Origin of the sequence: Williamsia sp. 1138, from assembly GCF_002095435.2 — a bacterium.
Classification (GTDB): domain Bacteria; phylum Actinomycetota; class Actinomycetes; order Mycobacteriales; family Mycobacteriaceae; genus Williamsia.
The window spans coordinates 62,534-86,454 of sequence record NZ_MJEJ02000049.1 but is presented as its reverse complement, the minus strand read 5'-3'; the positions used below and the strand labels follow the sequence as shown (position 1 = coordinate 86,454).

24 protein-coding genes are annotated in these 23,921 nt (G+C 64.1%); 11 read left to right on the top strand and 13 right to left on the bottom strand.

The annotated features are described in order from the left end of the window. Positions 1-53: 53 nt before the first annotated feature. The 3 genes from BH683_RS20095 (at position 54) to BH683_RS20085 (ending at position 5,299) form a co-directional block, all read left to right on the top strand. On the top strand, positions 54-1,520 hold the full coding sequence (locus BH683_RS20095) for an FAD-binding oxidoreductase (RefSeq protein WP_084838047.1): 1,467 nt from the start codon (positions 54-56) through the stop codon (positions 1,518-1,520). 96 nt (positions 1,521-1,616) lie between these two features. Beyond that, positions 1,617-3,350 (top strand): ABC transporter ATP-binding protein, encoded by a 1,734-nt coding sequence (locus BH683_RS20090; protein WP_084838046.1) that lies wholly within the window; start codon positions 1,617-1,619, stop codon positions 3,348-3,350. Continuing rightward, complete coding sequence (locus tag BH683_RS20085; RefSeq protein WP_084838045.1) at positions 3,347-5,299, top strand: ABC transporter ATP-binding protein; 1,953 nt, start codon at positions 3,347-3,349, stop codon at positions 5,297-5,299. Before BH683_RS20090 ends, BH683_RS20085 begins: the two co-directional genes overlap by 4 nt. A gap of 396 nt (positions 5,300-5,695) precedes the next feature. Here the strand turns inward: BH683_RS20085 and BH683_RS20075 are convergent, their stop codons facing one another. From BH683_RS20075 to BH683_RS20060, 4 genes are all read right to left on the bottom strand, one after another. Further along, positions 5,696-6,100: an SgcJ/EcaC family oxidoreductase gene (locus BH683_RS20075; RefSeq protein WP_084838043.1), complete on the bottom strand. Its 405-nt coding sequence runs from the start codon at positions 6,098-6,100 to the stop codon at positions 5,696-5,698. Between the two features lie 63 nt (positions 6,101-6,163). Continuing rightward, positions 6,164-7,633 carry an alkaline phosphatase D family protein gene (locus tag BH683_RS20070; protein WP_246833504.1) on the bottom strand — a complete coding sequence of 490 codons (1,470 nt, stop codon included), beginning with the start codon at positions 7,631-7,633 and terminating at the stop codon, positions 6,164-6,166. A 258-nt stretch (positions 7,634-7,891) separates the two neighbouring features. Continuing rightward, positions 7,892-8,317, bottom strand: a complete 426-nt coding sequence (locus tag BH683_RS20065; RefSeq protein WP_084838042.1) for an SRPBCC domain-containing protein — start codon at positions 8,315-8,317, stop codon at positions 7,892-7,894. Continuing rightward, positions 8,314-8,718 carry a RidA family protein gene (locus tag BH683_RS20060; RefSeq protein ID WP_084838041.1) on the bottom strand — a complete coding sequence of 135 codons (405 nt, stop codon included), beginning with the start codon at positions 8,716-8,718 and terminating at the stop codon, positions 8,314-8,316. The genes BH683_RS20065 and BH683_RS20060 overlap by 4 nt, the downstream gene beginning before the upstream one ends. A gap of 61 nt (positions 8,719-8,779) precedes the next feature. Between BH683_RS20060 and BH683_RS20055 the strand changes: the two genes are divergently transcribed. Beyond that, complete coding sequence (locus tag BH683_RS20055) at positions 8,780-9,721, top strand: WYL domain-containing protein (RefSeq protein ID WP_084838040.1); 942 nt, start codon at positions 8,780-8,782, stop codon at positions 9,719-9,721. A 70-nt stretch (positions 9,722-9,791) separates the two neighbouring features. Here the strand turns inward: BH683_RS20055 and BH683_RS20050 are convergent, their stop codons facing one another. Together BH683_RS20050 and BH683_RS20045 are read right to left on the bottom strand one after the other, a co-directional pair. Next, positions 9,792-10,817: an LLM class flavin-dependent oxidoreductase gene (locus BH683_RS20050; protein ID WP_084838039.1), complete on the bottom strand. Its 1,026-nt coding sequence runs from the start codon at positions 10,815-10,817 to the stop codon at positions 9,792-9,794. 3 nt (positions 10,818-10,820) lie between these two features. Then, entirely contained in the window at positions 10,821-11,450 is a 630-nt protein-coding gene (locus BH683_RS20045) for a TetR/AcrR family transcriptional regulator (RefSeq protein ID WP_084838038.1), read from the bottom strand. A gap of 97 nt (positions 11,451-11,547) precedes the next feature. Between BH683_RS20045 and BH683_RS20040 the strand changes: the two genes are divergently transcribed. Further along, positions 11,548-12,684, top strand: coding sequence for a phosphotransferase family protein (locus BH683_RS20040; protein WP_094647609.1), 1,137 nt, complete (start codon positions 11,548-11,550; stop codon positions 12,682-12,684). Next, positions 12,681-13,796 (top strand): hypothetical protein, encoded by a 1,116-nt coding sequence (locus BH683_RS20035; protein WP_084838036.1) that lies wholly within the window; start codon positions 12,681-12,683, stop codon positions 13,794-13,796. Before BH683_RS20040 ends, BH683_RS20035 begins: the two co-directional genes overlap by 4 nt. A gap of 22 nt (positions 13,797-13,818) precedes the next feature. Here BH683_RS20035 and BH683_RS20030 read toward each other — a convergent pair whose 3' ends face one another. Continuing rightward, the gene (locus BH683_RS20030) at positions 13,819-14,289 is read right to left on the bottom strand and encodes a MarR family transcriptional regulator (RefSeq protein WP_084838035.1); all 471 of its coding nucleotides are present in this window, start codon (positions 14,287-14,289) and stop codon (positions 13,819-13,821) included. A gap of 114 nt (positions 14,290-14,403) precedes the next feature. Between BH683_RS20030 and BH683_RS20025 the strand changes: the two genes are divergently transcribed. From BH683_RS20025 to BH683_RS20010, 4 genes are read left to right on the top strand one after another with little or no spacing between them, the layout of a single operon-like run. Beyond that, positions 14,404-14,865 carry a DoxX family protein gene (locus BH683_RS20025; RefSeq protein ID WP_084838034.1) on the top strand — a complete coding sequence of 154 codons (462 nt, stop codon included), beginning with the start codon at positions 14,404-14,406 and terminating at the stop codon, positions 14,863-14,865. A 40-nt stretch (positions 14,866-14,905) separates the two neighbouring features. Continuing rightward, entirely contained in the window at positions 14,906-16,183 is a 1,278-nt protein-coding gene (locus tag BH683_RS20020) for a low temperature requirement protein A (RefSeq protein WP_084838033.1), read from the top strand. A 53-nt stretch (positions 16,184-16,236) separates the two neighbouring features. Next, the gene (locus tag BH683_RS20015; protein WP_168187087.1) at positions 16,237-16,716 is read left to right on the top strand and encodes a nitroreductase family deazaflavin-dependent oxidoreductase; all 480 of its coding nucleotides are present in this window, start codon (positions 16,237-16,239) and stop codon (positions 16,714-16,716) included. A gap of 16 nt (positions 16,717-16,732) precedes the next feature. Continuing rightward, positions 16,733-17,575 (top strand): hypothetical protein, encoded by an 843-nt coding sequence (locus BH683_RS20010; protein ID WP_084838032.1) that lies wholly within the window; start codon positions 16,733-16,735, stop codon positions 17,573-17,575. 1 nt (position 17,576) lies between these two features. Here the strand turns inward: BH683_RS20010 and BH683_RS20005 are convergent, their stop codons facing one another. The 6 genes from BH683_RS20005 to BH683_RS19980 form a co-directional block, all read right to left on the bottom strand. Beyond that, the gene (locus BH683_RS20005) at positions 17,577-18,032 is read right to left on the bottom strand and encodes an SRPBCC family protein (RefSeq protein ID WP_084838031.1); all 456 of its coding nucleotides are present in this window, start codon (positions 18,030-18,032) and stop codon (positions 17,577-17,579) included. Positions 18,033-18,075: 43 nt separating this feature from the next. Next, positions 18,076-19,287, bottom strand: coding sequence for a cation:proton antiporter (locus tag BH683_RS20000; protein WP_084838030.1), 1,212 nt, complete (start codon positions 19,285-19,287; stop codon positions 18,076-18,078). 64 nt (positions 19,288-19,351) lie between these two features. Further along, on the bottom strand, positions 19,352-19,741 hold the full coding sequence (locus BH683_RS19995) for a DUF732 domain-containing protein (protein WP_084838029.1): 390 nt from the start codon (positions 19,739-19,741) through the stop codon (positions 19,352-19,354). Position 19,742: 1 nt separating this feature from the next. Next, positions 19,743-21,101, bottom strand: a complete 1,359-nt coding sequence (locus tag BH683_RS19990) for a hypothetical protein (RefSeq protein ID WP_084838028.1) — start codon at positions 21,099-21,101, stop codon at positions 19,743-19,745. Positions 21,102-21,254: 153 nt separating this feature from the next. Continuing rightward, positions 21,255-21,734: a carboxymuconolactone decarboxylase family protein gene (locus tag BH683_RS19985; protein WP_084838027.1), complete on the bottom strand. Its 480-nt coding sequence runs from the start codon at positions 21,732-21,734 to the stop codon at positions 21,255-21,257. Continuing rightward, positions 21,731-22,825, bottom strand: a complete 1,095-nt coding sequence (locus BH683_RS19980; RefSeq protein WP_084838198.1) for a dihydrodipicolinate reductase — start codon at positions 22,823-22,825, stop codon at positions 21,731-21,733. Before BH683_RS19980 ends, BH683_RS19985 begins: the two co-directional genes overlap by 4 nt. 428 nt (positions 22,826-23,253) lie before the next feature. Between BH683_RS19980 and BH683_RS19975 the strand changes: the two genes are divergently transcribed. After that, on the top strand, positions 23,254-23,748 hold the full coding sequence (locus BH683_RS19975) for a hypothetical protein (RefSeq protein WP_084838026.1): 495 nt from the start codon (positions 23,254-23,256) through the stop codon (positions 23,746-23,748). Positions 23,749-23,921: the final 173 nt, after the last annotated feature.

Genomic DNA, 23,921 nt, shown 5'->3' with positions numbered 1-23,921 from the left:
CTCGCAGTTACGCTCTGGACAGTCGTCGGGCGACCCAAAGGACACAGCAGCACATGACACCTGGCGATCAGCCGGTCCCGCATCTCACGCGCCGGCGACTCCTGCAGGGAACACTCGTCGGCGGCATTGCCGTCGCCCTCTCGGGTGGGGCGGGTTTTGCGCATGCAGCGCCCCGCGCCGCCGACTGGACGGCATTGGCGGCAGCGCTGACCGGTCAGGTGATCCTGCCCGCGCACAAACCGGCCTTCACCACGGCCAAACAGATCTTCAACACCCGATACGACGGTTCGACGCCGGTGGCCGTGGTGGCGCCCAGGAACGTGTCGGATGTGCAGCGCGCGATGGCGTTTGCGGTCAAACACAGACTGAAGGTCGCCGGACGAAGCGGCGGCCATTCGTACACCGGCGCGTCTGCTGCCAACCGCACGATGGTCCTGGACCTGCGCACACTGGATGGCGGGCTCAGCGTCGACGCAGGAACCGGTCTCGTCACAGTGCCGCCTGCGGCCACCCTGTACGGCGTCGCGAATGGTCTCGCGCAACAGGGTCGGGCGTTACCTGTCGGGACGTGCGCGACGGTTGGCGCCGCGGGGCTGACGCTCGGCGGCGGGCTCGGCGTCGATTCCCGGCAGTTTGGGCTCACCTGCGACACCCTGACCGCGGCGACCGTGGTCTTGCCCAGCGGAGACGTGGTCACCGCATCTCCGGGTAGCAACGACGATCTCTTCTGGGCGCTCCGAGGTGGTGGGGGTGGCAATTTCGGGATCGTCACCTCATTGACCTACCGGACCGCGCCGGCCGTGGACAGGGACATCGTTTCGTTGAGTTTCCCACCCGCAGCTGCCGCGACAGTCATCTCTGGTTGGCGCCGGTGGCTGGCCGCCGCGGAGCGATCTGCGTGGGCGAACGTCAACATCGGGTCCGATCGGCGAGGTGGGGTGACGGTCGGGGTGCTGTTGGTCTGTGGCGGCGGCACCGGACGCCGGATCGCAGCCGACATCGCCGCCGCGGTCGGCATGACCCCGACCGGCGCCGACTACCAGACGCTCGATCCCATGGCGGCTTTTCTCCGGCTGTCCGGAGGCGCGACCCCTCCCCGGCACGGCTTCGTCGCCGGCTCCGACATCGTCGGACAGGTCACGGATGCGGTTGCGAACTCGATTGTCACGGCAGTGCGGAATCGATCCCGTGCCGGTGGAGGTGGACTGGTGATCATCGATCCACTCGATGGCGCCATCGCCGACATCCCCGCAGGCGGGACCGCCTTTCCCTGGCGCGCACACGCCGCCAGTCTGCAGTGGTTCATCGATGTCGCACCGGGAGGCTCCTACTCCTCGGCGACGTCCTGGGTGTCGAGCGCCCACCGGACGATCGGTAAGGCCTCGGCCGGCGCGTACGTCAACTACCTCGAGGCAGGCGTCGCGACGGCACGGTACTTCGGCGCAAACCTACCGAGGCTGCGGACCATTCGCGCGAAGTACGACCCGGCACGGACCCTCTACTCAGGCGTGGACATCTGACCCAGGGCCGGGCAATCCAGTCACCAGCGCTGTCGCCGGAACAACCATGCGCTCATCGTCGGTGACTGTTGCTAACGTCATCTGTGTGACTGCCCCATGCTGATCCGCCTGCTCCGCACCTACATGGGTCGCTACCGACGCGAACTGATCGGCGTCGTCGTACTGCAACTCATCGCGACCGCGGCGATGCTGTACCTGCCAACCCTCAACGCCGACATCATCGACAACGGGGTCGCCCAAGGCGACACGTCTTACATCCTCGAGGTCGGCTTCTGGATGTTGGTCGTCTCGCTCGTACAGGTTGTCGGATCGATCGCCTCGATGTACTTCGGTGCCCGCGCAGCGCTCGGAGCAGGCCGCGACATCCGGCACGACCTGCTGCACCGCGTCGACAGCTTCTCCGCGCGCGAGGTCGGGGTCTTCGGCGCACCGTCTCTGATCACCCGCACCACCAACGACGTCCAACAGGTGCAGATGCTGGGGGTGATGGCCTGCACGATCCTGGTGACGGCTCCGATCATGTGCATCGGCGGCATCGTCCTCGGCATCGGCGTCGGCGGCACGCTGGCCTGGGTGCTGGTCGTCGCGGTGCCCATCCTCGGGGTGACCATGGCCGTGATCATCTACCGAATGATGCCGGGCTTCCGGGCCATGCAGGCCCGGATCGACATCGTCAATCGGGTGCTGCGAGAACAGATCACGGGTATCCGCGTGGTCCGAGCGTTCGTTCGCGAGCGCCATGAACGTCGCAGGTTCGAACGGGCCAACAACGACCTCACCGACGCCGCGCTGCGCGTGGGTAGATTGCTTGCGCTGATGTTCCCTTCGGTTCTGCTGATCAGCAACGTCACCATTGTGTTCATCATCTGGTTCGGCGGGCATCTGATCGAAGACGGAGAAGTAGAGATCGGCGCACTGACCGCGATGATCGCCTACGTGATGCAGATCCTGATGGCGGTGATGATGGCCTCGTTCCTCGCGATGATGGCGCCGCGAGCGTCAGTGTGTGCGGAACGCATCTACGAGGTCCTCGACACCGAGACGTCCGTGGTGTCCACCGAAAAACCCGTCATCCTGAACGGGACTTCCGCAGCCGTCGAGATGCGGGCCGCGCGTTTCCAGTACCCGGGTGCCGATGACCCCGTCCTGCGCGACATCAGCTTTCGTGCCGAACCGGGTACGACCACCGCAATCGTCGGGTCGACGGGGTCGGGCAAGACCACTCTGGTGGCTTTGCTGCCCCGGCTGATCGACGTCACTGGTGGGGAAGTCCTCCTGGGGGGCGTCGACATCCGTGACCTCGATCCGGCAGCGCTGCGCAGCGAGATCGGTTTCGTGCCGCAGAAGCCGTATCTGTTCTCCGGCACGATCGCCTCCAACCTCCGGTACGGGAAACTCGATGCCACCGAAGAAGAGATGTGGGCAGCGCTCACCGTTGCGCAGGCGGCAGACTTCGTGCGGGCAATGCCGGAGCAGTTACAGACACCGGTGGCGCAAGGCGGCACGACGGTCTCCGGTGGACAGCGGCAACGACTTGCCATCGCCCGTGCGCTGATCAGGAAGCCGAACATCTACCTGTTCGATGATTCGTTCTCGGCGTTGGATCTGCACACCGATGCCCGCCTGCGAGCCGCACTGCGTCCGGCCACCCGTGAGGCGTGCGTCATCATCGTGGCCCAGCGCATCACCACCATCGCCGACGCAGACCAGATCGTCGTCCTCGATCGCGGTGCCGTCGTCGGTATCGGTACCCACGACGAGCTGTTGTCGAGGTGCCCGACGTACACCGAGATCGTCGAATCCCAACTCTCGGTGGAGGGTCGGGCATGACGCGGCCGGGAGGCGGACCGCCGAATGCCGCGGTGCCAGGAGAAAAGGCCCGCGCATTCGGGCCGTCGGTGAAGCGGGTGGTGGTGCTGCTCTCGACCCGCCGCACCACACTCCTGCTGGTGCTGGTGTGTGCGGTGGTGGCAGTTGTCCTCAACGCTGTCGGGCCCCTCATCCTGGGACACGCCACGGACCTGATCTTCAACGGTGTGGTCGGCGATCGGTTGCCCGCCGGCGACACGAAGGACCAAGCTGTCGCAGGCCTGCGGCAGCAGGGCGACAACACCTTCGCCGACATGGTCTCGTCCATGGACGTGACGCCCGGTGTCGGTATCGATTTCGACGAGGTCGGTCGAGTGCTGATCTTTGTGCTCGCGCTCTACATCGGGTCTTCTGTGCTGAGCTGGTTGATGGGTCGGCTCCTCAATGTGATCACCCAGCGCACGGTGCGGGAGATGCGCGCTGACGTCGAGAACAAGATCCACCGACTGCCGCTGAGCTACTTCGACGGCACTCAGCGCGGCGATCTGCTGAGCCGGGTCACCAACGACCTGGACAATGTCTCGCAAAGCCTGCAGCAGACCATCGCGCAGTTGCTGAACTCGGTGCTCACGGTTGTCGCGATTCTCGTGATGATGATCTACATCTCGCCACTGCTGTCGTTGATCGCGATCGTGACCATTCCGCTGGCGGTGTTCGTGACAGCGCAGGTCGCGAAACGGTCGAAGCCGCATTTTCTCGCGCAGTGGTCGAGTACAGGTCGGCTCAACGGTCAGGTGGAGGAAGCCTTCACCGGGCACGAGGTCATCAAGGCGTTCGGCATGCAGGCGGACGTGGAGGCGCGGTTCGACGAGCGCAACGAGAAGCTGTACGAATCAAGTTGGCGCGCACAGTTCATCTCCGGGATCATCATGCCTTCCATCATGTTTCTCGGAAACCTCAACTACGTCGCGGTGGCCGTTGTCGGTGGGCTACGGGTGGCGTCGGGTTCGCTGAGCCTCGGTGACGTGCAGGCGTTCATCCAGTACTCCCGGCAATTCACCCAGCCGCTCACCCAGATCGGGTCGATGTTCAACCTGATGCAGAGCGGGGTGGCCTCGGCGGAGAGAATCTTCGACATCCTCGATGCGAAAGAGGAGGTGCCCGACCCCGATTCGCCTCGAAGCCCGGACTCGGACAAGGGCCTCATCACCTTCGACGACGTCTCGTTCCGGTACAGCCCGGATCGACCGCTGATCGAGCAACTGTCGCTGGTCGCCAAGCCAGGGCACATGGTGGCGATCGTCGGGCCGACCGGCGCGGGGAAGACGACGTTGGTGAACCTGATCATGCGCTTCTACGATCTCGACTCCGGCACGATCAGTCTCGACGGCGTCGACACCTCGACGATGACGCGGGACGACCTCCGGGAACGCACAGGAATGGTGCTACAGGATTCCTGGCTGTTCGGCGGGTCGATTCGCGACAACATCGCCTACGGCGACCCCGACGCAGATGACGATGCGATTCTCGAAGCTGCGCGCGTGAGCCACGTCGATCACTTCGTGCGGATCCTGCCGGATGGTTACGACACCGTCATCGACGAAGAAGGCGGCGGCGTCAGTGCCGGCGAAAAGCAGCTCATCACCATAGCCAGGGCGTTCCTCGCCAAGCCCACACTGCTGATCCTCGACGAAGCGACCAGTTCGGTGGATACCAGAACCGAGCTTCTCATCCAGAAGGCGATGGCTGCGCTGCGTACCGACAGGACCAGTTTCGTCATCGCGCACCGACTCTCGACGGTCAGGGATGCGGACACCATCCTTGTGATGGAGGCCGGGCGGATCGTGGAACAGGGTTCGCACGATGAATTGCTCGACAACCACGGCCCGTACTACCGGCTGTACAACAGCCAGTTCGCGGGACCCATGGATGTCGACGAACTCGGTGACCCCGAGTTCTCCACGAGCTGACGGCACCCGCTTTTGCGTTCGAGACTGCGGCTGCGCAGAGGTCTACTCGGCCGATAGCTACACGTTCGCAGTCTCGGCGCAGGGGAATCCCCGCGGTCGGGACGCGGCCCGCGCTGGGATGCTCACCACACACGAGGCGATCGTTGATCGTCACCCGGGGCCTCGAGGGTTCCGCCAACTGCGCACGGTGCTGTCGCTGGTCGACGCAGAGGCCGAGTCGCCCCGAGAAACCCGAACCAGGTTGCTGCTCATCAGGTCGGGACTCCCTCGTCCCGAGACGCAGATCAAGTTCCGAGATGCCCACGGTCACGTTCACACCAGACTCGACGGCGGCGAGACTGCGGCAATGAAGTGACCTACTCGGCCGATGGCTTCGTAGCGGCAGTCTCGATTGGGCTAGGGGGCAAGTGTGAAGGAATGATGTTCGTGCGCAACGACCCAGCGATCGTCTTCCCTGCGTAGGCCGAGGGTCAATCGGAGCTTCCGATCGGGATGTGCGGCCCGGCCCTCCGGAGTGTCGCATTGCAGCAACGCGTACGCGTAAGCGACCTCTTCTCCCGCGACGACCTCGAGTTCATCTATGTCGAACGAGCCTCCGCTAGCCTGGAAGTCGAAGAACGGTGGCCAGCAATCGCGATACTCGTCGGTTCCGCGGACGCCGCGTTCGGGCGGCGGTACGTCGAACATCACGATATCGGTGGCATGATCTGCCATCACCGTGTCCAGATCGCCGTTGTGAACGGCCTGCGCCCAGGTCTCGATCAATGAGCGGATGTACGCACCGTGATCTACGTGTCGCATCGGTTGTCCTTTCGTCTCAACCAATACAGACTTCGCCCACGTCGATCGCTCATCGCCGAGAGCTCAGTTGACTCCGATCTCCGGTCGTCCTGCAGGGATGGTGATGGTGGCGCGACGCCGCAGTCCTGCATTCGGGTCCGCAACCGTGTCCGCGACCCGAAACTCCGCCTGCCATTCCTGCTGGGTCAGCCGGTTCAAAACGTACCCGCGCTGCGCGTTGCCGAACTTGACATGCGGTGACGCGGCTTTGAGCAACATGTCGCTCTCATCACTGTCCGCGCCGGTTCCACCCGACGAGATCGAGGTCCCCGCCAGCTCGACACCCACCGTGGGCGCCGGGCGGGTGTAGGTCGACTTCAGCTCGGACACCACCGACCGGTGGATGTCGCCGACAATCGACACCAGATTGGAGGAGACGCCCCGTTCGCGCGCACCGTCGAGGATCCGCGAACGAGAAGCCTCGTAACCACTCCAGCCGTCCATGCTCACCGCGCGTTCCCCGTTTTTGTTACGCGCGAGGTCGGCGATCGTCGTCTGGTGGGCCAGCACGTTCCAGCGGGTGGTGCTCGATGCGAGACCGTCGAGCAGCCATTGCTGCTGGGCGGCACCGGTGATCGTCCGGTCGGAGCGGGCCGTGAGGTCGTTCTGCGGTCCGTCGGTGTCGCCGTTCACCTGATCGCTGCGGTATTGGCGGGTGTCCAGCACGCTGAACTGTGCGATGTCCCCGAACGTGAAGCGACGGTAGATACGCATATCCGCGCCGTTCGGTCGGAGTTCAGCGCGGACCGGCGTGTTCTCCCACCAGGCCTTGAATGCGGCAGCACGACGGTAAAGGAAGTCTGGGACGGGAACGTCGTCCTCGGAAATGGCAGCTGCCCAGTTGTTCTCCACCTCGTGGTCATCCATGGTGATGATGAACGGCGATGTCCTGTGTGCCTGCTGCAGGTGTGGATCGAGTTTGTACAGCGCGTATCGCTCGCGGTAGTCGTCGAGGCTCATCATCTCGGTGAGGGCCGAGCGAGGCATCGCGGTGGTGTTCCGCTGCCCGCCCCGTGCGGGAATTGCTTTCTCGTACACATAATCACCCAGGTGGAAAACCACATCGGGCGCAGCTGCCGCCATGTCTGCGTAGGCATTGAAGAACCCGTCACCCCACGATTGGCACGATGCCCAGGCAAATGTCATGGCTCTCGTGGCGGCCAGTGTCGTCGGCGCCGTTCGGGTTCGACCGACATCGGAGTAGTGGCCTGCTGCCCGGAAACGATAGAAGTAGTCCGTCGATGGTTCCAGTCCCCGGACGTCGACATGGATGCTGTGCCCGTCCGCGGACGTAGCCAACTCGAACCCGCGTCGCAGGATCTGGCGGAAATTGCTGTCTTGGGCCAATTCCCACTCCACCGGTACCGGGATGTCGGTCATCCCACCGTGGGGTGCAAGGGGCGCAGAGGCCAGCCGGGTCCACAGGACAACGGCATCAGGAAGTGGGTCGCCCGATGCGACCCCCAGGGTGAACAGGTGATCGCCGTGGTTCATCGGCGCTGGGTAGGCGGCGGGGGCCTCGATCAGGCCAGGGGTGAACGCCAGCGCGCTGGCGACGCCGGTCCAAGTGAGGAACTTGCGGCGAGAGATTCCGGATCGCAGTGTCTTGTCGGGACTGATTCGAAGCGTGTTCGGCACAGGCGCAGCAGATCAGCGCGACCTGTCATCGCCGAGACATCGGGGTGAAGGGGAGTCAAAAGCTGCCCGACCACCGGATGTCATCGCAGGTCGACGACACAGCAGCACTGCAGATCATCGGCCTGCGGAGTCCAGTCCGGCGACAACGGCGGCCATCACGGCACGCCAGTGCGTGCGTTGGAGCTCTCGTTCATCGGCGCTGATGAGACGTTCCTGGTGGAAGCGGATGACGGTCTTGTGGTCGCCCTCCGGGGTCACCGTCACCTGAACGATCGTCTCGTGGCTCCAATCCGCCGGCTGCCAGGTGAGCCGGATGCGATCCTCGCGGTGAAAACTCCTGGTCTCGCCGGTGGTTCCATCGGTGGTTTCGTACTGTCCGCCCTTTTCGCGTTGCAGTCGGACGCCGTGGCCGAGCCAGGCCGCGGTACCTGCTTCGGCGGTGAGGAAGTCCCAGACCACTTCAAGTGGATGATGAACCGTCTTCGAGACACCGATCTGCCAGCCGGCGTCTCGGGTGTGCCCGGTCTGTCTGTTCGTCACCGTAGTACCGCGGCGACTGCGGCCAACTCGACCAGTGCGCCTGGTACCCCCAGCGCCGGCACCATCGCTGCCGTGATCAACGGTGGATCGCTGTTCGGGTCCAGGGACTGAGCCGCGACGGTGTATCCGGCCGTGATGTCGATCCCGTCGACCGCGTAGAGCGTCAGACTGACCACATCGGACATGTCGGCGCCTGCGGCTGCCAGGGCAGTCTTCAGGTTGGCCATGACCTGAGCCGTTTGGGCGCCCACGTCGTTGCCGCCCACGAGCGAGCCGTTCGAGTCGACCGCGTTCTGTCCGCCGACGAGGATGGTTGTCGCGCCAGGCGGGATGACTGCGACGTGACTGAATGCTGGGCTGTTGACCAGCCCTTCCGGTTTGAGCAACTTTATTGTGTCCATGGTCCGACCGTAAATGAATACCCTGCCAAGAACTGTCAGGGTTTGGCATCATATTTGAGTAATGTCCAGTCCTACCGGTCGCCGCCTCCAAACGTTGGCGATCTTGCAGTCGAACCCGGGCATCAGTGCGGGCAGGCTCGCCGAGCGTCTGAGCGTCACCGAGCGCACCGCGCGCCGTGACGTGGAACATCTTCGGGAGCTCGGGTATCGCATCGATGCCGAAGCCGGCCGCTTCGGTGGATACACCCTGTCGTCGGGCACGGCGAGCCCGCCGCTGGTGCTCGACGCCGACGAATCTCTCGCGGTGGCTCTTGGCCTGCATTCTTCGGTCGGGGTCGGGGGTTTGGCGCCCGCTGCGGTGACTGCACTGGCCAAACTCACCGAGGCGATGCCTGCGCGCCTGCGTGGGCGATTCGAGGCAGTCGCGGCGGCAGAAACGGTAGACGGCGACGAGGCGCGGTCGGCGGACGCGGGGGTTCTGGTTGCGCTGGCACTGGCCTGTCGTGCGGGCGAGGGTGTGCGTCTGCGACATCGCAGGCGATCTGACGAACCCGGGCGTGCCCGCGATGTCCAGCCGGCGCAACTGGTCCGCAGCGGAGGGCGGTGGTATCTCGTCGGCAACGAGCGGGGGACTGACCGCTGGCAGGCCTATGCTCTCGATCGCATCAGCGAAGTCCGGCCGCTGGGTACGAGATTCAAGGCGCCGCCTCCGCCACACGATGCAGCGGCCTTCGTGGCCGAAGGACTTGCCCATGGATGGCGCCACAGTGTCCGCGTGCGGGTGTACCTCTCGGGGGACGAAGTGCGAAAGATGGTCCGCCCGTCGGTCGGTTCGATCACCGACGAGGGTGACGACTGCATCCTCTCCCTCGGCGCGGACGACCTCGACTGGGCAGCCCGGTGGCTGGTGTATCTCAACGTCGACTTCGACGTGTTGGAACCCGCTGAACTCATCGACCGACTGCACGCTCTGGGTACCTGGGTCGCTGCCCGCTACCGGTGACAGAAACACACACTCGAGTCACAATCACCGGTTGCACCGTGTGCGTCTGACCGGAGCGTGTGCTTCTGTGTCAGTTGACTTTTGGTGTCCACCCCAGCTTGGGCCCAAGGTGGACGGCCATGTCCGTGATGATCTGGAGGTAGTCGGCCTCCTCGAAAGAGAACGGCAGTGCGAAGGCGACCTCCTGTGCGCGCAGAAACCCTGCGTGGGAGTAGAGGATGTCGGCGATTTCGTCGGACGAGCCGACGACGTCGGCTGCGAACATCATCTGTCGCGGTCCTTGCGGCGACAACGTGCGGTCGAAGCGGGCCGCCGCGTACTCCTTGTACTTTCGGACCTGTTCTGCCGTTGCCGAATCCGTGGGTATGACCACCAGACCCTGTGAGACGCGCGCTTTTTCGGGATGGGGATGATGGGCCCGATACGCGTCGATGTGCTCGCCTTGGATCGTCGCGAAGTCGCGCGAGTCGGTCCCCTCGGTGTTGACCACTGAACTCGTCAGATAATTGAGCCCTTGTTGTCCCGCCCAGATCGCCGACGAGAGCATGCCGCCGTACCAGAGCCTGTCTATCAGACCAGGGGAGTGGGGCTGCACGATCCGGGAGAACTGTTCGATACCCACCGTGCCCTCGAAGTCACTGACAGGAACCCCTCGGATGTTGTCCATCAGCCGGAGCACGCGGTCTTTGCTGAAGTTCTCCAGGTCGTACGATTCCGGGTACAGCTTTGTCTTGAAATCGTCGTATCGCATCGGGGTGCCCACCGATACGCCGGGATTGATCCGGCCGCCGGAGAGCAGGTCGACTGTCGCGAGGTCCTCGGCCAATCGCAGGGGGTTTTCGAGTCCGAGAGGGATGACCGCCGTGCCGAGTTCGATCCGCTTGGTGCGCTGGGTGGCAGCCGCCATCACCGCCACCGGAGATGAGATCCCGTATTGCAGGTGTCGGTGTCGCAGCCACACGCTGTCGAAGCCGAGTTCTTCGGCCAGTTCGATGGTGCGCAGCGTCTCCTCGTGTCCGGTTCGGGGGTCCGCTGGGTCGAAGCGCCCGATCGTGAGAAAACCGAGCTTGTCTAGGGTCTGACCTGGCTGTGGCATGTTTCAACCTCCGGCATGCGTCGAATCCGGATGGCCCGCGATTCCGTGTAAGACGATAGTCGTCGTCTGCTCGACCCAATCATCGTCGAGGTCCTCATCCGGGCGGAGCAGCAACCGCAGGATGGTGGTCCCACCGATGACCTCGAGCAGTCGGTCAGGGTCGATGCCTGCCCTGACCTCACCACGCTCCACGGCTCGGTGGAGCCGAAGACGCATCGCCGCGAACACACCGTCTTGAAAGCGTTGCATGACAAGCTTGTTGAGCACCGGATCGGCACCGACCTCGCCCAGGAGTCCCGGCAGCGCAGCTCGGGTCACCGGATCGGTGAAGATCGACCGGGAACCCGCGATGAGCGCACGGATGTCTGTGGTGAGATCGCCCGACTCCGGGATGAGCGTGGTCACGGGGGCCGGAAACGCAGCCTCGTGGACCAGCTGCGCCTTGCTGGACCAACGACGGTAGAGGGCTGTCTTCGTGGTGCCGGCACGTTGGGCCACCGCGGCGAGTGTCAGCGCCGCATAGCCGACCGAGACGAGGAGTTCCGCGGTGGCCCGCAGGATCGCTTCATCAATGCCGCGGTCGCGCGGGCGCCCAGCGGGGGTCTTGTCATCAGGTGGGGTCTCTGCTTTCATTACGCTACCAACCGTATCGTAATTTGCGTCACACTTCTCCTGTGGGTGTGCAGGCTTCCGGAAGGGCATCGTGGCCACTGAACAACCGCTCGCCGACATGAAACTCCAACGTACGAGTCGGGACGTCACCACTCTTCCAGATCGTCTTGCGGCGTGGCTGTCGACGGTGCTGCCGGGCGGTGTGGTTCCCGACGTCGTGGTGGACAGCGGGATCGACTCCAACGGCATGTCGTCGGAGACCATCGTGCTCGCCGCCACCTGGGACACCGGCGCGGAGACCACCACCCACCGCTATGTCGCTCGGGTCACCCCGGCAGCGGAAGACATCCCCGTCTTCCCGACATATCGGCTGGACCACCAATTCGAGGTGATGCGCTTGGTCGGCGAGTTGACCGACATCCCCGTGCCGCAGGTGCACTGGATGGAACCGACGGGTGATGTGCTCGGGACGCCGTTCTTCCTGATGGATCACGTCGAAGGGCTCGTGCCGCCCGACGTGCTGCCGTACACGTTCGGCGACAACTGGTTCCATGATGCCGACCGTGAACGGCAACGGCGACTGCAGGATGCCACGGTCGAGATCCTCGCAGGTTTGCACTCGATCCCGAACGCGTCCGAGACCTTCGCCTTTCTGGGCGACGGTGCCGGAGGTGATACCGCGCTGCGCCGCAACGTGAAATGGTGCAAGTCCTGGTACGAGTTCGCGGTACCCGGCATCGGTAGATCACCGTTGCTGGATCGCGCGTTCGGGTGGCTGGACGACAACTGGCCGACGAGAGCCGATTCGGCTGACCCGGTCCTGCTCTGGGGCGATGCGCGATTCGGCAACACCCTCTATCAGGATTTCGAGCCGGTTGCGGTTCTCGACTGGGAGATGACCGCACTCGGGCCCCGAGAACTCGATGTGGCCTGGATGATTTTCTCGCATCGAGTGTTTCAGCAAATCGCGACTCTGATGGGATTGCCGGGGATGCCCGATGTCCTTCGCGAGGAAGATGTCGTCGCGACATATACCGAACTCACCGGGGCCGAAGTCGGCGACCTCAGCTGGTTCTATGTCTACGCTGCGGTGATCTGGGGTTGTGTGTTCATGCGCACCGGAACGCGACAGGTGCACTTCGGCGAGATCGAGATGCCCGACGAGGTCGACGGATTGTTCCACCACCGAGCATTGCTGGAAGAACTCATCGCAGGAAACGCTGTCTTCACCGCCGGCGAGGGAGATGCCACGTGATCGGACCGTTGGACGAATACCCCATCCACCAAGCGCCGTTGCCGATCGGTCTGGTCGATTCGAGCGATCGAAACTTCTACGATCGCAGCTATTTCAACGCCCATGACCGCACCGGCGACATCTTCGTGATCACCGGTGCCGGCTACTACCCGAACCTGGGCACCAAAGATGCTTTCGTGCTCGTGCGCCGCGGCGACGTCCAGACGGCTGTGCACCTCGGCGACGCGATCGATTCAGACCGCCTCAACCAACGCGTCAACGGATACCGTATCGAGGTCGTCGAACCACTCCAGACACTCAGATTGATCCTGGAAGAGACCGAGGGCATTGCCATGGACATGACCTGGCAGGGATCGTTCGACGTTCTGCAGGAGCAACCCCACATCATGCGAACAGGCAGCAGGATTACGCTGCAGGCACAGCGATTTGCGCAGGTGGGCACCTGGAGCGGGGTCGTGTCCGTCGACGGGAGCGACATCGCGGTGGACCCGTCGACCTGGGTCGGGACACGCGATCGATCCTGGGGGATCCGCCCTGTCGGTGAGCCCGAACCCGCCGGGAGGCCGTCGGACCCGCCGTTCGAGGGCATGTGGTGGCTGTACGTGCCGATGCGTTTCGACGAGTTCGCGATCGTCTTGATCATGCAGGAGGACCCGAATGGTTTTCGGATCCTCAACGACTGCACCCGCGTCTGGCCCGGCGGCCGGCTCGAACAATTGGGGTGGCCGAAGGTCACGATCCGCTATGCCTCCGGTACCAGGGTCCCGACCGGCGCGACCATCGAGTGCACGACACCAGATGGGTCGCCTCTGCTGCTCGAGGTCGAATCCAGGCTTGCGGTGCCGATACACCTCGGCGGTGGTTACGGCGGCGACCCCGATTGGATTCACGGCACCTGGAAGGGGGAGAAGTTCACCGAACGGCGCACCTATGACGTCACCGACGAGGCGAACGCAGGTCGGGTCATGTTCGGCGTCATCGACCACGTCGGCCGGGCCGTGTGCAATGGGCCCGGAGCCGACGGTGTCGAGGGGTTCGGGCTCTTCGAGCACGGTGCATTGGGCAGGCACGACCCGTCGGGTTTTGCTGATTGGTTCACCCTCGCGCCCTGAGTGCGAGCCGGCGTCTACGCGGTCACCGCGAGTTCGGGGTCGGTCCATTGATCCGCTTGCCGATGGCGGCGAGCTGACGTAGCTGTGCTCGACTCAGCTTGTCGATGACCAGGCTCCGCACATTGGCTGCATAACCCGGAGCGGTGGCAACAACTTTTTCCCACCCGGCCTCCGTGAGTGAGGCATTGGTGAATCGGCCGTCTTCGGGGCAGGGTTTGCGCTGCACCCAGTCACGCTTCTCCAGTCGTGTCACAACGTGTGACAGGCGCGACAAGGAGCCGTTTGCGAGGTCGGCGAGCGTGCTCATCCGCAACGTGCGGTCGGGGGCTTCGGACAACGAAGCGAGCACCTCGTACTCGAAGTGGGTGAGACCCGCGTCCTTGAGGAGCTGGGCGTCGAGCGCATGGGGGAGTCGCGACAACAGGATGGCCACTTGGATCCAGGTGTCCATCTCTTCGTCGTCGAGCCAATTCGGCTCGGACTCGCTCGGCATCACTGCAGTCTATAACTGCTGAAACACTTGACGCATCATTTGACGCATCAAGTAACGAGTCTTTACTCTTCACTTGACACATCAAGTGAATCCACGAGTAAGGGCAATCGAGACATGAACAACCCCATCATCCGAAGCATCGGAATCCTGCTCGCGCGCATCGGCCTCGGCATCGTGTTCCTGGCCCATGGCCTGCAGAAGCTCAACACCTACGGGTTCGACGGCACCAAGGCGAGCTTCGAGGGGATGGATGTACCGCTGGCTCCGGTGTCGGCGTTCGCCGTCACCTGGCTCGAGATCCTGGGTGGTATCGCCTTGATCGCAGGTCTGCTGACGCCCATCGTCGCGATCCTGTTCTTCTTGGACATGCTCGGCGCTTACTTCTTCGCGCACATCGATTCAGGCCTGTGGGTCGCCGATGGCGGCTACGAATTGGTGTTGGCCCTGGGTGCAGGCGCATTGCTCCTCGCGGTCGTCGGCGCAGGCCGCTTCAGTGTCGATGCCGTGCTCGAAACCAAGGTCGGCTGGCTCGCCACCGACGGCACCCGTACCCGGGAGACCGTCAACGCCGGCTGAGCACGTTCGGGGCCGCAGCCGCGGGGTTTCGTTGTCCGAAATGTGGGTATCAATCGGTGATGAATCCGCAGGCAGACGTCGGCACCTTCTGATGTCCGTCGACGGCAAGGAACAGACGCCGAGCGATCGCGACGACAACGCGGGGGGACAGCAGACCCCGCTCAACGAACCTCCGCGGCTCCGCACTGACGACAACCGGGCCGCGTCCAGACTCGAGCTCTTCTACGACCTCGCGTACGTGCTGGTCATCCATCAGCTCGCGATCGCGTTCACCAAGGACCTCACCTGGCACGGCGCCGCGGTGTTTGCGGGCCTGTTCACGATCACGTGGTGGTCGTGGGTGACGATGACGTTGTACGCAAACCGATTCGACACCAACGACGTCATCTATCGAGTCCTCAAACTCAGTGCAACGTTCGCGGTTGCGGTGATGGCGGCCAGCGCGGGATCGGTTCCGTCATCCGGGGTCGTGGCCTTCACGATCGGCTACGTGGCCACCCGCGTCGTCCTCGCTGTCCTGTACGCACGGGCCTGGGTGCACATCGTCGACTCCAGGCCGACGATCAACCTATATTTCGCGACCACGACCTTCAGCGCACTGCTGTGGACGACGTCGCTGTTCACCCCCGGTCCCATCACGTACGGACTGTGGGCAACCGGAATACTCATCGAGGCGTTGGCGCCGGTTGCCGCCACCCGCTGGGGCCCGGACATTCCGCTGCACCTCGACCACTTACCGGAGCGGTTCGGGCTCTTCGTGATCTTGGTCCTCGGGGAATCGGTCTCCGCGATCGTCTTGGGAATGCATGACACCCACTGGGCGCTGTCCTCGATCGTCGTGGCCGCACTGGGATTCACGATCGCCGCCGCAATGTGGTGGATGTATTTCGACATCGGTGGGGCCGAGGCCAAGACGCTGCTGCAGTCCGATGACGATGCACACAGCAGCGGCCGGGCGGACTCGTACATCTACGGTCACCTGCCGTTGACGCTGGGCGCCGCTCTGCTCGGCGTGGGCGTCGAGCAGTACGTCCTGCATCCCGTCGGGGAGCTCACCTCCGGCGGTCGCTGGGCGCTGTGCGGTGGGCTGGCCCTGTTCGTCGCCGGGGTGTGCATGGTGCTGGCGGGAAGCGCGCGGACGTGGCGGGCGGTGTTTCCTTGGCCTGCGGTCGCCATCCCGGCTGTCGTGGCTGTCGGGTTCATCGACAACGCACTCCCGTTCGCCTCTGCCGTCTTCCTGGCCATCGGATCCACCGTCGCCGTGGTCACCGGGATCGTCCGACGACGGCAGAGCGCCATGAGGACCACCGAGACCTGATGGATCGACGCACTGACCGCGTGGCGACCGGGTGAAGTGGGTAGCCTGACGCCGTGGGTATTCTGACGCCGCTGGCGGTCAAGATAGGTGCGGTCTCGTGGATGCCGAAAATGCTTCCGCTCATAGAGAAGTGCGATGTGAAGCTTCAGGGCGCGACCAAGGGCAGGGTCAGTGTTCTCGACATCGCCGGCCTGCCGAACATCGTCCTGCGGGTGCCCGGCCGCAAAACCGGAAACGTGCGGTCGACGCCCTTGCTCTGCGTCCCACAGGATGGTGGCTGGCTGATTGCCGGTTCGTACTTCGGCAATCCCAAGCTGCCGGTGTGGGTGCTCAACCTCCGCGCGTGCGAGACGGCGGAGGTGGTCCATCGCGGCAAGACGCTCACCGTCTCGTGGCGTGAGATCACCGGGACGGAGCGCGAGCAGGCGTGGCAAACCCTACTCGACACCTGGCCCAACTTCGCCATCTACGAGCAGCGCACCGAGCGGCTGATCCCCGTGTTCTTCCTGGCCCCCGGACCGTCCAAGGCGTAGGCCGCAGGATCAGTCGGTGGACATCAACGAGGTGACCGATGAGCTCTATGGTCTCGACCCGGGCGATTTCGTGAAAGTTCGTGACGCCCATGTGAAAGAAGCCCGAGCACAGGGCGATCGAGGGCTGGCGAAGGAGATCTCGCAGCTGCGCAAACCGACATCGGTCGCGTGGATGGTGAACATTCTCGCCCGCGAGCACTCCGAGGACGTCGAGAACCTCCTCGCACTGGGTGAGGCACTGCGTGATGCACAACGCCACCTTGCCGGCGACGACCTGCGTACGTTGACCACGCAGCGGCAGAGGGTGGTTCGAGCGATGGCTCGCCAGGCCGGTGAGTTGGCCGTCGATCACGGCCACACCGCGAGTGAGAACGCGCTCCGAGAGGTTGGGCAGTCGTTGCACGCAGCTCTGGCCGACTCCGACATAGCCGAACAGGTGCGTGCGGGGCGCTTGGTGACCGCAGTCAGCTACAGCGGAATGGGACCGGCCGGGATGGCGGTGGTCGGGGGACGCGCTCGGAAGCCGAAAGCCGCACCCGCAAAGAAGAAGCCGGGCCCGGAGGAGATCACCGCGGCGCGGGAGCACGTCGCCGCGGCCGAGAAGTCCGAGCGCGAGGCCGATGCGGCGCTCGAGTCGGCCCGGGCCGACGCCGAGCACGCAGCTGATTCGGTGGCTGCCCTCGACACACGAGTCGACGAACTCCGGGAGCAGCTCGCGCAGGCAGAACAGGAACGCCAGTTCGCGAACCGGGCTCACCAATCCGCCACCGATCAGGTCGAGGCAGCGCAGAGGGATCTGACCTCAGCGCGCGAGGAGTCAAGAAACGCACGCCGGGACCTCGAGGCGCTGGAAGACTAGATCAACGGCAGGCACGCGCAGCGACTTGCGTGATGGACTCGCGCATCTTGTCCGCCGACACCCTCGGCAGACTTCGGCGGGCGAGGTAGTCCGGATCTGTGACGCGCGACCAATCGCATGTCTGTGTCACCCGCGTTCCGTCTTCGGTAGCCGTCAGCTCCCACTCCCAACGCACCCCGACAGGCGGCCGATCAGGGCGTGCAGGCATCCAGGCGATCACCTTGTCCGCTTCATACGCCACGACGTGATTGACGACCTCGTAGGGTCTGCCCGACTCATCGCGCATCGCAGTGGCGAATGTCTCTCCCTCACCGGTGATTCGGCGTGGTGCGTGGGCAAGCTGGAGCATTCCGGAGCCGTCGAGTTCCACGTGCTTCGCCGGATCGGTGAGAACGCTGAACACCGCGGACGGCGTCACCGGTACGTCCATGCTCACCGACAAGTATTGATCCGCCACATCTTCGACCCTACTGTTCAAACTCCTTATCGGACACGACTCTCTACTGGGCGGAGCTCGGGATCGATCGCCGTTCGTACCACTGGGCGATCAACGACGAACCGATGCCGTGGATCACCACACTGCCCAGCACCGTCACCGTCATCGCATACAGGGTGTCGTTGGCGATCCGGCCATCGAGCGCGTTGTAGGCCAGCAGCCCGAACACGATGGACGCGGTGCCTCGGGGGCCCAGCATGCCGATCACCAGCCGGTCGGTCCGGCTCAGCGTCGTACCCAGCAACGACAGGTAGACCGGCACGATCCGAAGGACAGTCAGCGCTGCGACCGCGAGCACGATGATCTGCCAGACGAATCCGAACTCGAGAACCAGGACCGCGGTGCACCCGAACACGAACCACATTGCCAGAGCAGCGAGCACACCGACATCGTCCACGAGACTGAGCTCCGACTCGGCCGGCGGTGTCGACCGCGCCGCCTTGTAGGCGATACCGCAGATGAATGCAGCGACGAAACCGTTGCCGTGCAACTCGGTTGCAGACCCGTAGGCCAAGAGGGGAAAGATGACGAGGCTGATGCGGATCGACTGCGCGGTCGCGAAGTTCCGCGCCATCGATTGGTTGGTCAGCCAGGCAGCGACGACCCCGACCACGCCGCCGGCGAGGATGGCGTACACCGCTGACGGCACCGCGGTTTCGAGGGCGTCGACCGGCCCCTCAGCATGTGAATGGTCGCCGGCGAGGGTGAGGGCGAAGATGAACAGTGGTGCGACGATTCCGTCGTTGTAACCGCTTTCGATGTTGAGGACGTTGCGCACCCGCACCGGAATGCGTGCGTCCCGGACCATCGATGAGGTGGGCGCGAGATCGATCGGGATGGCGATGCAGGCGATGACCAGCAGCACTCCGATCGACAGGCTCGGCAGCAATGCCGCCCCGGCGAGCAGTGCTGCGCCGATCGACAACGGCATCGCGACGAGCAGCAGTCTGACCGAGGTGCGCCGTTCCCCTGCAAAATATCCGCCCTTGACCTCGGTGGCATCGACGAACAGCAGAACCGCCAGGATCAGTTCCACGACCTTTTCGGCGGCAACGGTGTTGAGCGTCTGACCGATGTCGTTGCGGGTACTGAGTCCGATGGCGATACCGGCAGTGACCATCAGCAGTGGTCCCGAGATGCGGAACCTCGCCAGGCGCCCGGCAACAAGCGACCATCCGACGATCACCACCAAGGCGATGAGTACGGAAGTGGTCACGGCGGTGACCCGTCTCCGTCGCCTCTGAGCACCCGACGATCGTATATGTGGTTACTCAGGCGGGTCAGTTGCCGGCGAGCTTGGCCGAGTTGCTGGTGCAATACAGGGGGACGCCGATGTTGATCAGAGTCCGCGACTTCGATTCGTCGAGGCCGGTCTCGTCGGAGATCTTGGTGACCGTGTCGTTGAGGCTGGTGCCGTTCGAGAGCTCGTCGCACGCGGTCTGCGCTGCGGCGATCTGGTCTTCCCGACTCCCGAAGGTGGCGTTCTGGGATTCCAGCGCCTGGATGTAACCGTTGTCCTTCACGTCGCCGGCTGCGGTGGAGGCGTTGTCGACGAGCTGTTCGGCGCTACTGCGGGCCTGGTCGGTCGCATTCTGTACGTCTTCGCTGCTACATGCACCTACGAAGAGCACAGTGCCAAGGAATGCGAACAGTGCCACAAGCTTCTTCATGTCAATCCCGTTTCGTCGTCGAGTACTCATGAGAACGATAGGCGATCGCCGGGCGGGCGATGACGTCGATCGCCAGCAGGGCGAGCACGGCGACGATCACCGTCACCATGACGACAAGCCCCGAGGGATAGTTCCAGAAGACGAGCACGATGATCGCCAGGGCGACCACAGCAATTCGCAACGGTGTCCGGTACCTCGCCGCAGCGGACTCGATCGGATGAGGAACCCGCCCCTCGGCATTGCCTCGGGCCGCGTTCAGCCCGCGGCCGAATGCCTCACGCACCGCGACGGCGGATCCTGATGTCCCGGCGAGGTATCCCACCACGGCGATCACGACAGCAAGGACGGCGACCGCACGCAGCGTGGTGCGCAGCGGTACGAGGATGGTGTCGATGAGGACCTCTGCAGCTGCGGGGGAGAGCACGTCGGCGGGGACCGCGTCGAGGTAGACCGACCGCCCGATACTGATCGCGACGGCCAGCAGCGCCATGGCGACGGCGAGTGCGATCCCGAAGAGTGAGAACGCCTTTCTCCGGGAACCCCTGGGAGCGGCCCAGATTGCTGCAGCGCCGACCAGGAGTGTCAAGAACGGAAGCACAGTCGATGCCTTGTCCAGTGCAGAGACTGCCTTTTGAGCCTTGACCAGATCGGGCGACCGGAAGATGACGAATGACTTGTTGATGTCGGGGATCTTGTCGGCGAACGAGAACCCGCGATCTTTCAACGCGTTTCGAACATTGTCGATGATCGGGCCGAGTTCGATGCTGACCGTGCCGTCGTCGCCGATGGCGATCCCATCGGTCGTATCCCCGGTCAGAACCGCCGCGAGTCGTTGATGGGCGCGTTTGTTCGCCTCGATCCACAACGTCTCGAACCGATCGGATCGGACCAGCGCCGTGACGGCTTGCCGGATGAACGACTGTGCTTGCGAGGTGAGTACCGGTGCGAGACCGATGACTGCCGGCGGCACGTTGGGTGCGTTCTGGGTCAGCGCTGTCAGCGCTTCCTTGGTGACGTTCGCGATGTCGCCGCGCGCCATGATCTCTACAGTGATCTGATCGGCCAGTTCATCCTGCAGAACAGCGTTTCTCGCGAGGGGTGTCACGGTTGCGACGTAGCGGTCGGTGTCGAGCACCTCGCTACGGGCAAAGCGCGCCAGCACCGTCGAGAACGCCAGCACCGCAACCAAGATCAACAGCAGGCCGGCCGCAGTCCACCGCAGTCCACGCCGTTCGTTGGGCGTCACCGCCGCACCCGGGTCGCCGGGCGCAGCCTGACGCTCGGCGAGTTCGCGGCGAAGACGTTCGAGCTCGGCACGTTCGGTCGGGTTCAATGGTTCGTCGGCGTCGGGAGCCACCATCGGTCGGCCTCATCTCATCGGTAGGATCCGCCACCGCGCGGCCGACGTCGCCGATCCGGCGGCCCCGCCGAACCCCACGGGAACGCGCCTATGAACTCTGACCCAGGACCGGTGTCGCCACATCATCCGAACCGGATGAGCGGATGCCCGAGCTCAATGACCGGGCAGCACGCAGACCGAGTCGATTCCGAGGACATGGTTCAGGCGCCCGAACGCCAGCCAGGACCCCAGGCACATGCTCAGTTCGACGATGTGGGTCTGGCTGTAAGCGGCAGTCATCCGTGACCAGAAATCCGCGTCGAGCCCGTGGTGGTCGAGCGCATAACGCTCGGCGTATTCCGCGGCCAGTCGCGTGCGGTCGTCGAACGCGTCGGTGGTCCGCCAATTCTGCACGGCCTCATCGAAAGTCGCCTCGACCTTCTCCCCGTCGCGTTCGGTCCGCCAGTCCTGACAGAAGACACACCCGTTGATCTGCGCGATGCGTAGACGTGCTGCCTCGAACTCACGGAGGCCGAGTGTGCTGTCGGAGTACACCTTCAAGGAGAAATTGGCGGCTGCACCGCCGATGCCGGGGACCATCTCGCCCCAGACGTAATTGATGGGATCCTTGCCCTCGGGAACGTCGATGATCATGCCGGTGCCATCCTCGTCAGTTTGCCGACCGCCGGGACGAGCGGTACGTCGAGTGCGTCATACAGGCCGGGCCCAGCAGCCCTGAGCCAACTGATGGAGTTGACCAGACGCCCGACCGCGGTGGCGTTTCCACCCGCCGCGCGGTTGCCGCCCTCATCCGTGGCCTCCACCGAGATCTCGATGCGCGGGCGGCCTTCGATGATCACCTTGTGGGCGCCGTCTCCGCCGTCTGGAGGCATCGGCCAGTCCGGGGCGCAGGATGGATGGATCCGGGTGACGTGTTCGATGACGATCAGCGGTTCTCCGCCGACGATTCCCTGCACCTCGAACCGTACGGCGCCCTGCGTGCCGGCGCCGAACGTACCCATGTGCGCCGTGTCGACGCCGGTGTCGAGAGGGCGTCGCAGTAGCGTCTCGCGGATCTCGTCGATCTCGACGCCGAGTGCCCGGGCGATGAGCCTGATCTGCCCACCCCACACCATGGTCGGGACCGACGGCGCCACCATCGGCGGCTCGTAGTCCATCGGTTGACCCATACCGATGAGGTAACGGACAGAGTCGGGTTGGTCATAGGTGGTGTAGTCGAAGATCTCCTGGCAGCGGACCTGTTCGACCGTCGAGGCGAGTCCGCTCGCGAGAATGGGCAGGATGTCGTTGCCCCACCCGGGGTCGATGCCGGACACGAACAGCGAGCCGCCACCGTCGGCGATCGCCGCGAGGACCGGGTCCCGCAGCTCCGGCGGCGCAGAGGTCGGGTCGTACAGCGCGTAGAGGGAAGGGCTCACCACGGTGGCCCCCGCCCGGATTGCGCGGGTGATGTCGGTCAGTGCCTCGTCGGGGCGGATGTCACCGGATGCCGCATAGACAACGGCGTCGGCGATCGCAAGTGCCTGCGAGATGTCGTCGGTCGCGGCGACTCCCAGCGTGCGGCCGACATCTGACAGATCGCCGGCATCGCGTCCGACCTTGGCGGCGTCATGGACGATGACGCCGGCGAGGTCGAGATCCGGATGGGCGTCGATCGCGCGAATCGCTGCTCGGCCCACGTTGCCGGTTCCCCACACCACTACCCGAATCGAAGTTGAGCTCATCCACCCGACGATATAGAACACGTTCTTGTTTTGCTGGAAGTCCGGATTTTCGCGCTCGACATCGCAGGCACCCCGGCGGGCCGCCGGTGGAGGCCCTGCAGCAGGCCGGGGGGTCGAGTGGCTCGAGCAGCACCAGGTTGGCGCGCGACTCGGCAACGGGACAAAAAGCGAAATCTGACTCACCGATCCCGTCCGGTCGCAGATAAAGCAGGCATCTGAATAGAACACGTTCCCCTTTCGAACGTATTCCGACTTACGGCCGATGGGTTATTATTCCGAGGTAAGAACTATTGGTCGAAACTCAGCGACGTGTAAGACCTTTGGTGACGGGTTGAAATGCGTTCCGGAGATTGTGCAGTCACTTGATCGAGCGACAGACATAGGGCGTAGAGCATGATTGGCTGGTCGGCGTTGGGGGGACGACATTGATGAGATCGGATTCGGGAGCAATCGAATTGATCGCCACCCTGCGCCGGTGCCAGGCGGCGGGCGACGTGGACGCTCTGTACTTCTGCGCGGCATGGCTGCATGGGTGTGGAGATCGTGCCGCGAACTCTGCACTGTCCTCGCTCTTCGGGGACGCCGACCTCGGGGCCGAGTCAGACCTCGGGGCCGAGTCATTTGACGCCGCGCTACGCGAGTTGGCCCGGCAGCGGTTCGATGAGCTGGTGCAATGGTGCATCGACACCGCACGCCTCCTCAATGGCGGGGTCCCTGCCGACCCGTCGGTCTGGCTCCCCGGGCTGACGTACGCGCTCCGCCGAGATGATTTCCAGCTGAACGCGGGAATACATCGGGTTGCGCTCGCGGATATGGCCCTGCTGACGTGTTCCGATGCGGTGCTGTCTCGCAATGCAGCTCATATTCGGGCTTACCAGACGGTGCGAACGGCTTTGTTGGGTCGTGCGGCTGCTCTCAACTGATCGATTAATTGGGTCATATGACCCAGTGGTGGCAGCGCTTAAACGGCGACGAGTATATTGCGAAATACGCACCGGTTATTCATTCACGATAGTGATCATTCAGTCTGACAACGTGAATATTGGCAGCATCCCGCTGTCGGCACTTTTTATCCAGGCTTCCTCGGCGGCGATGG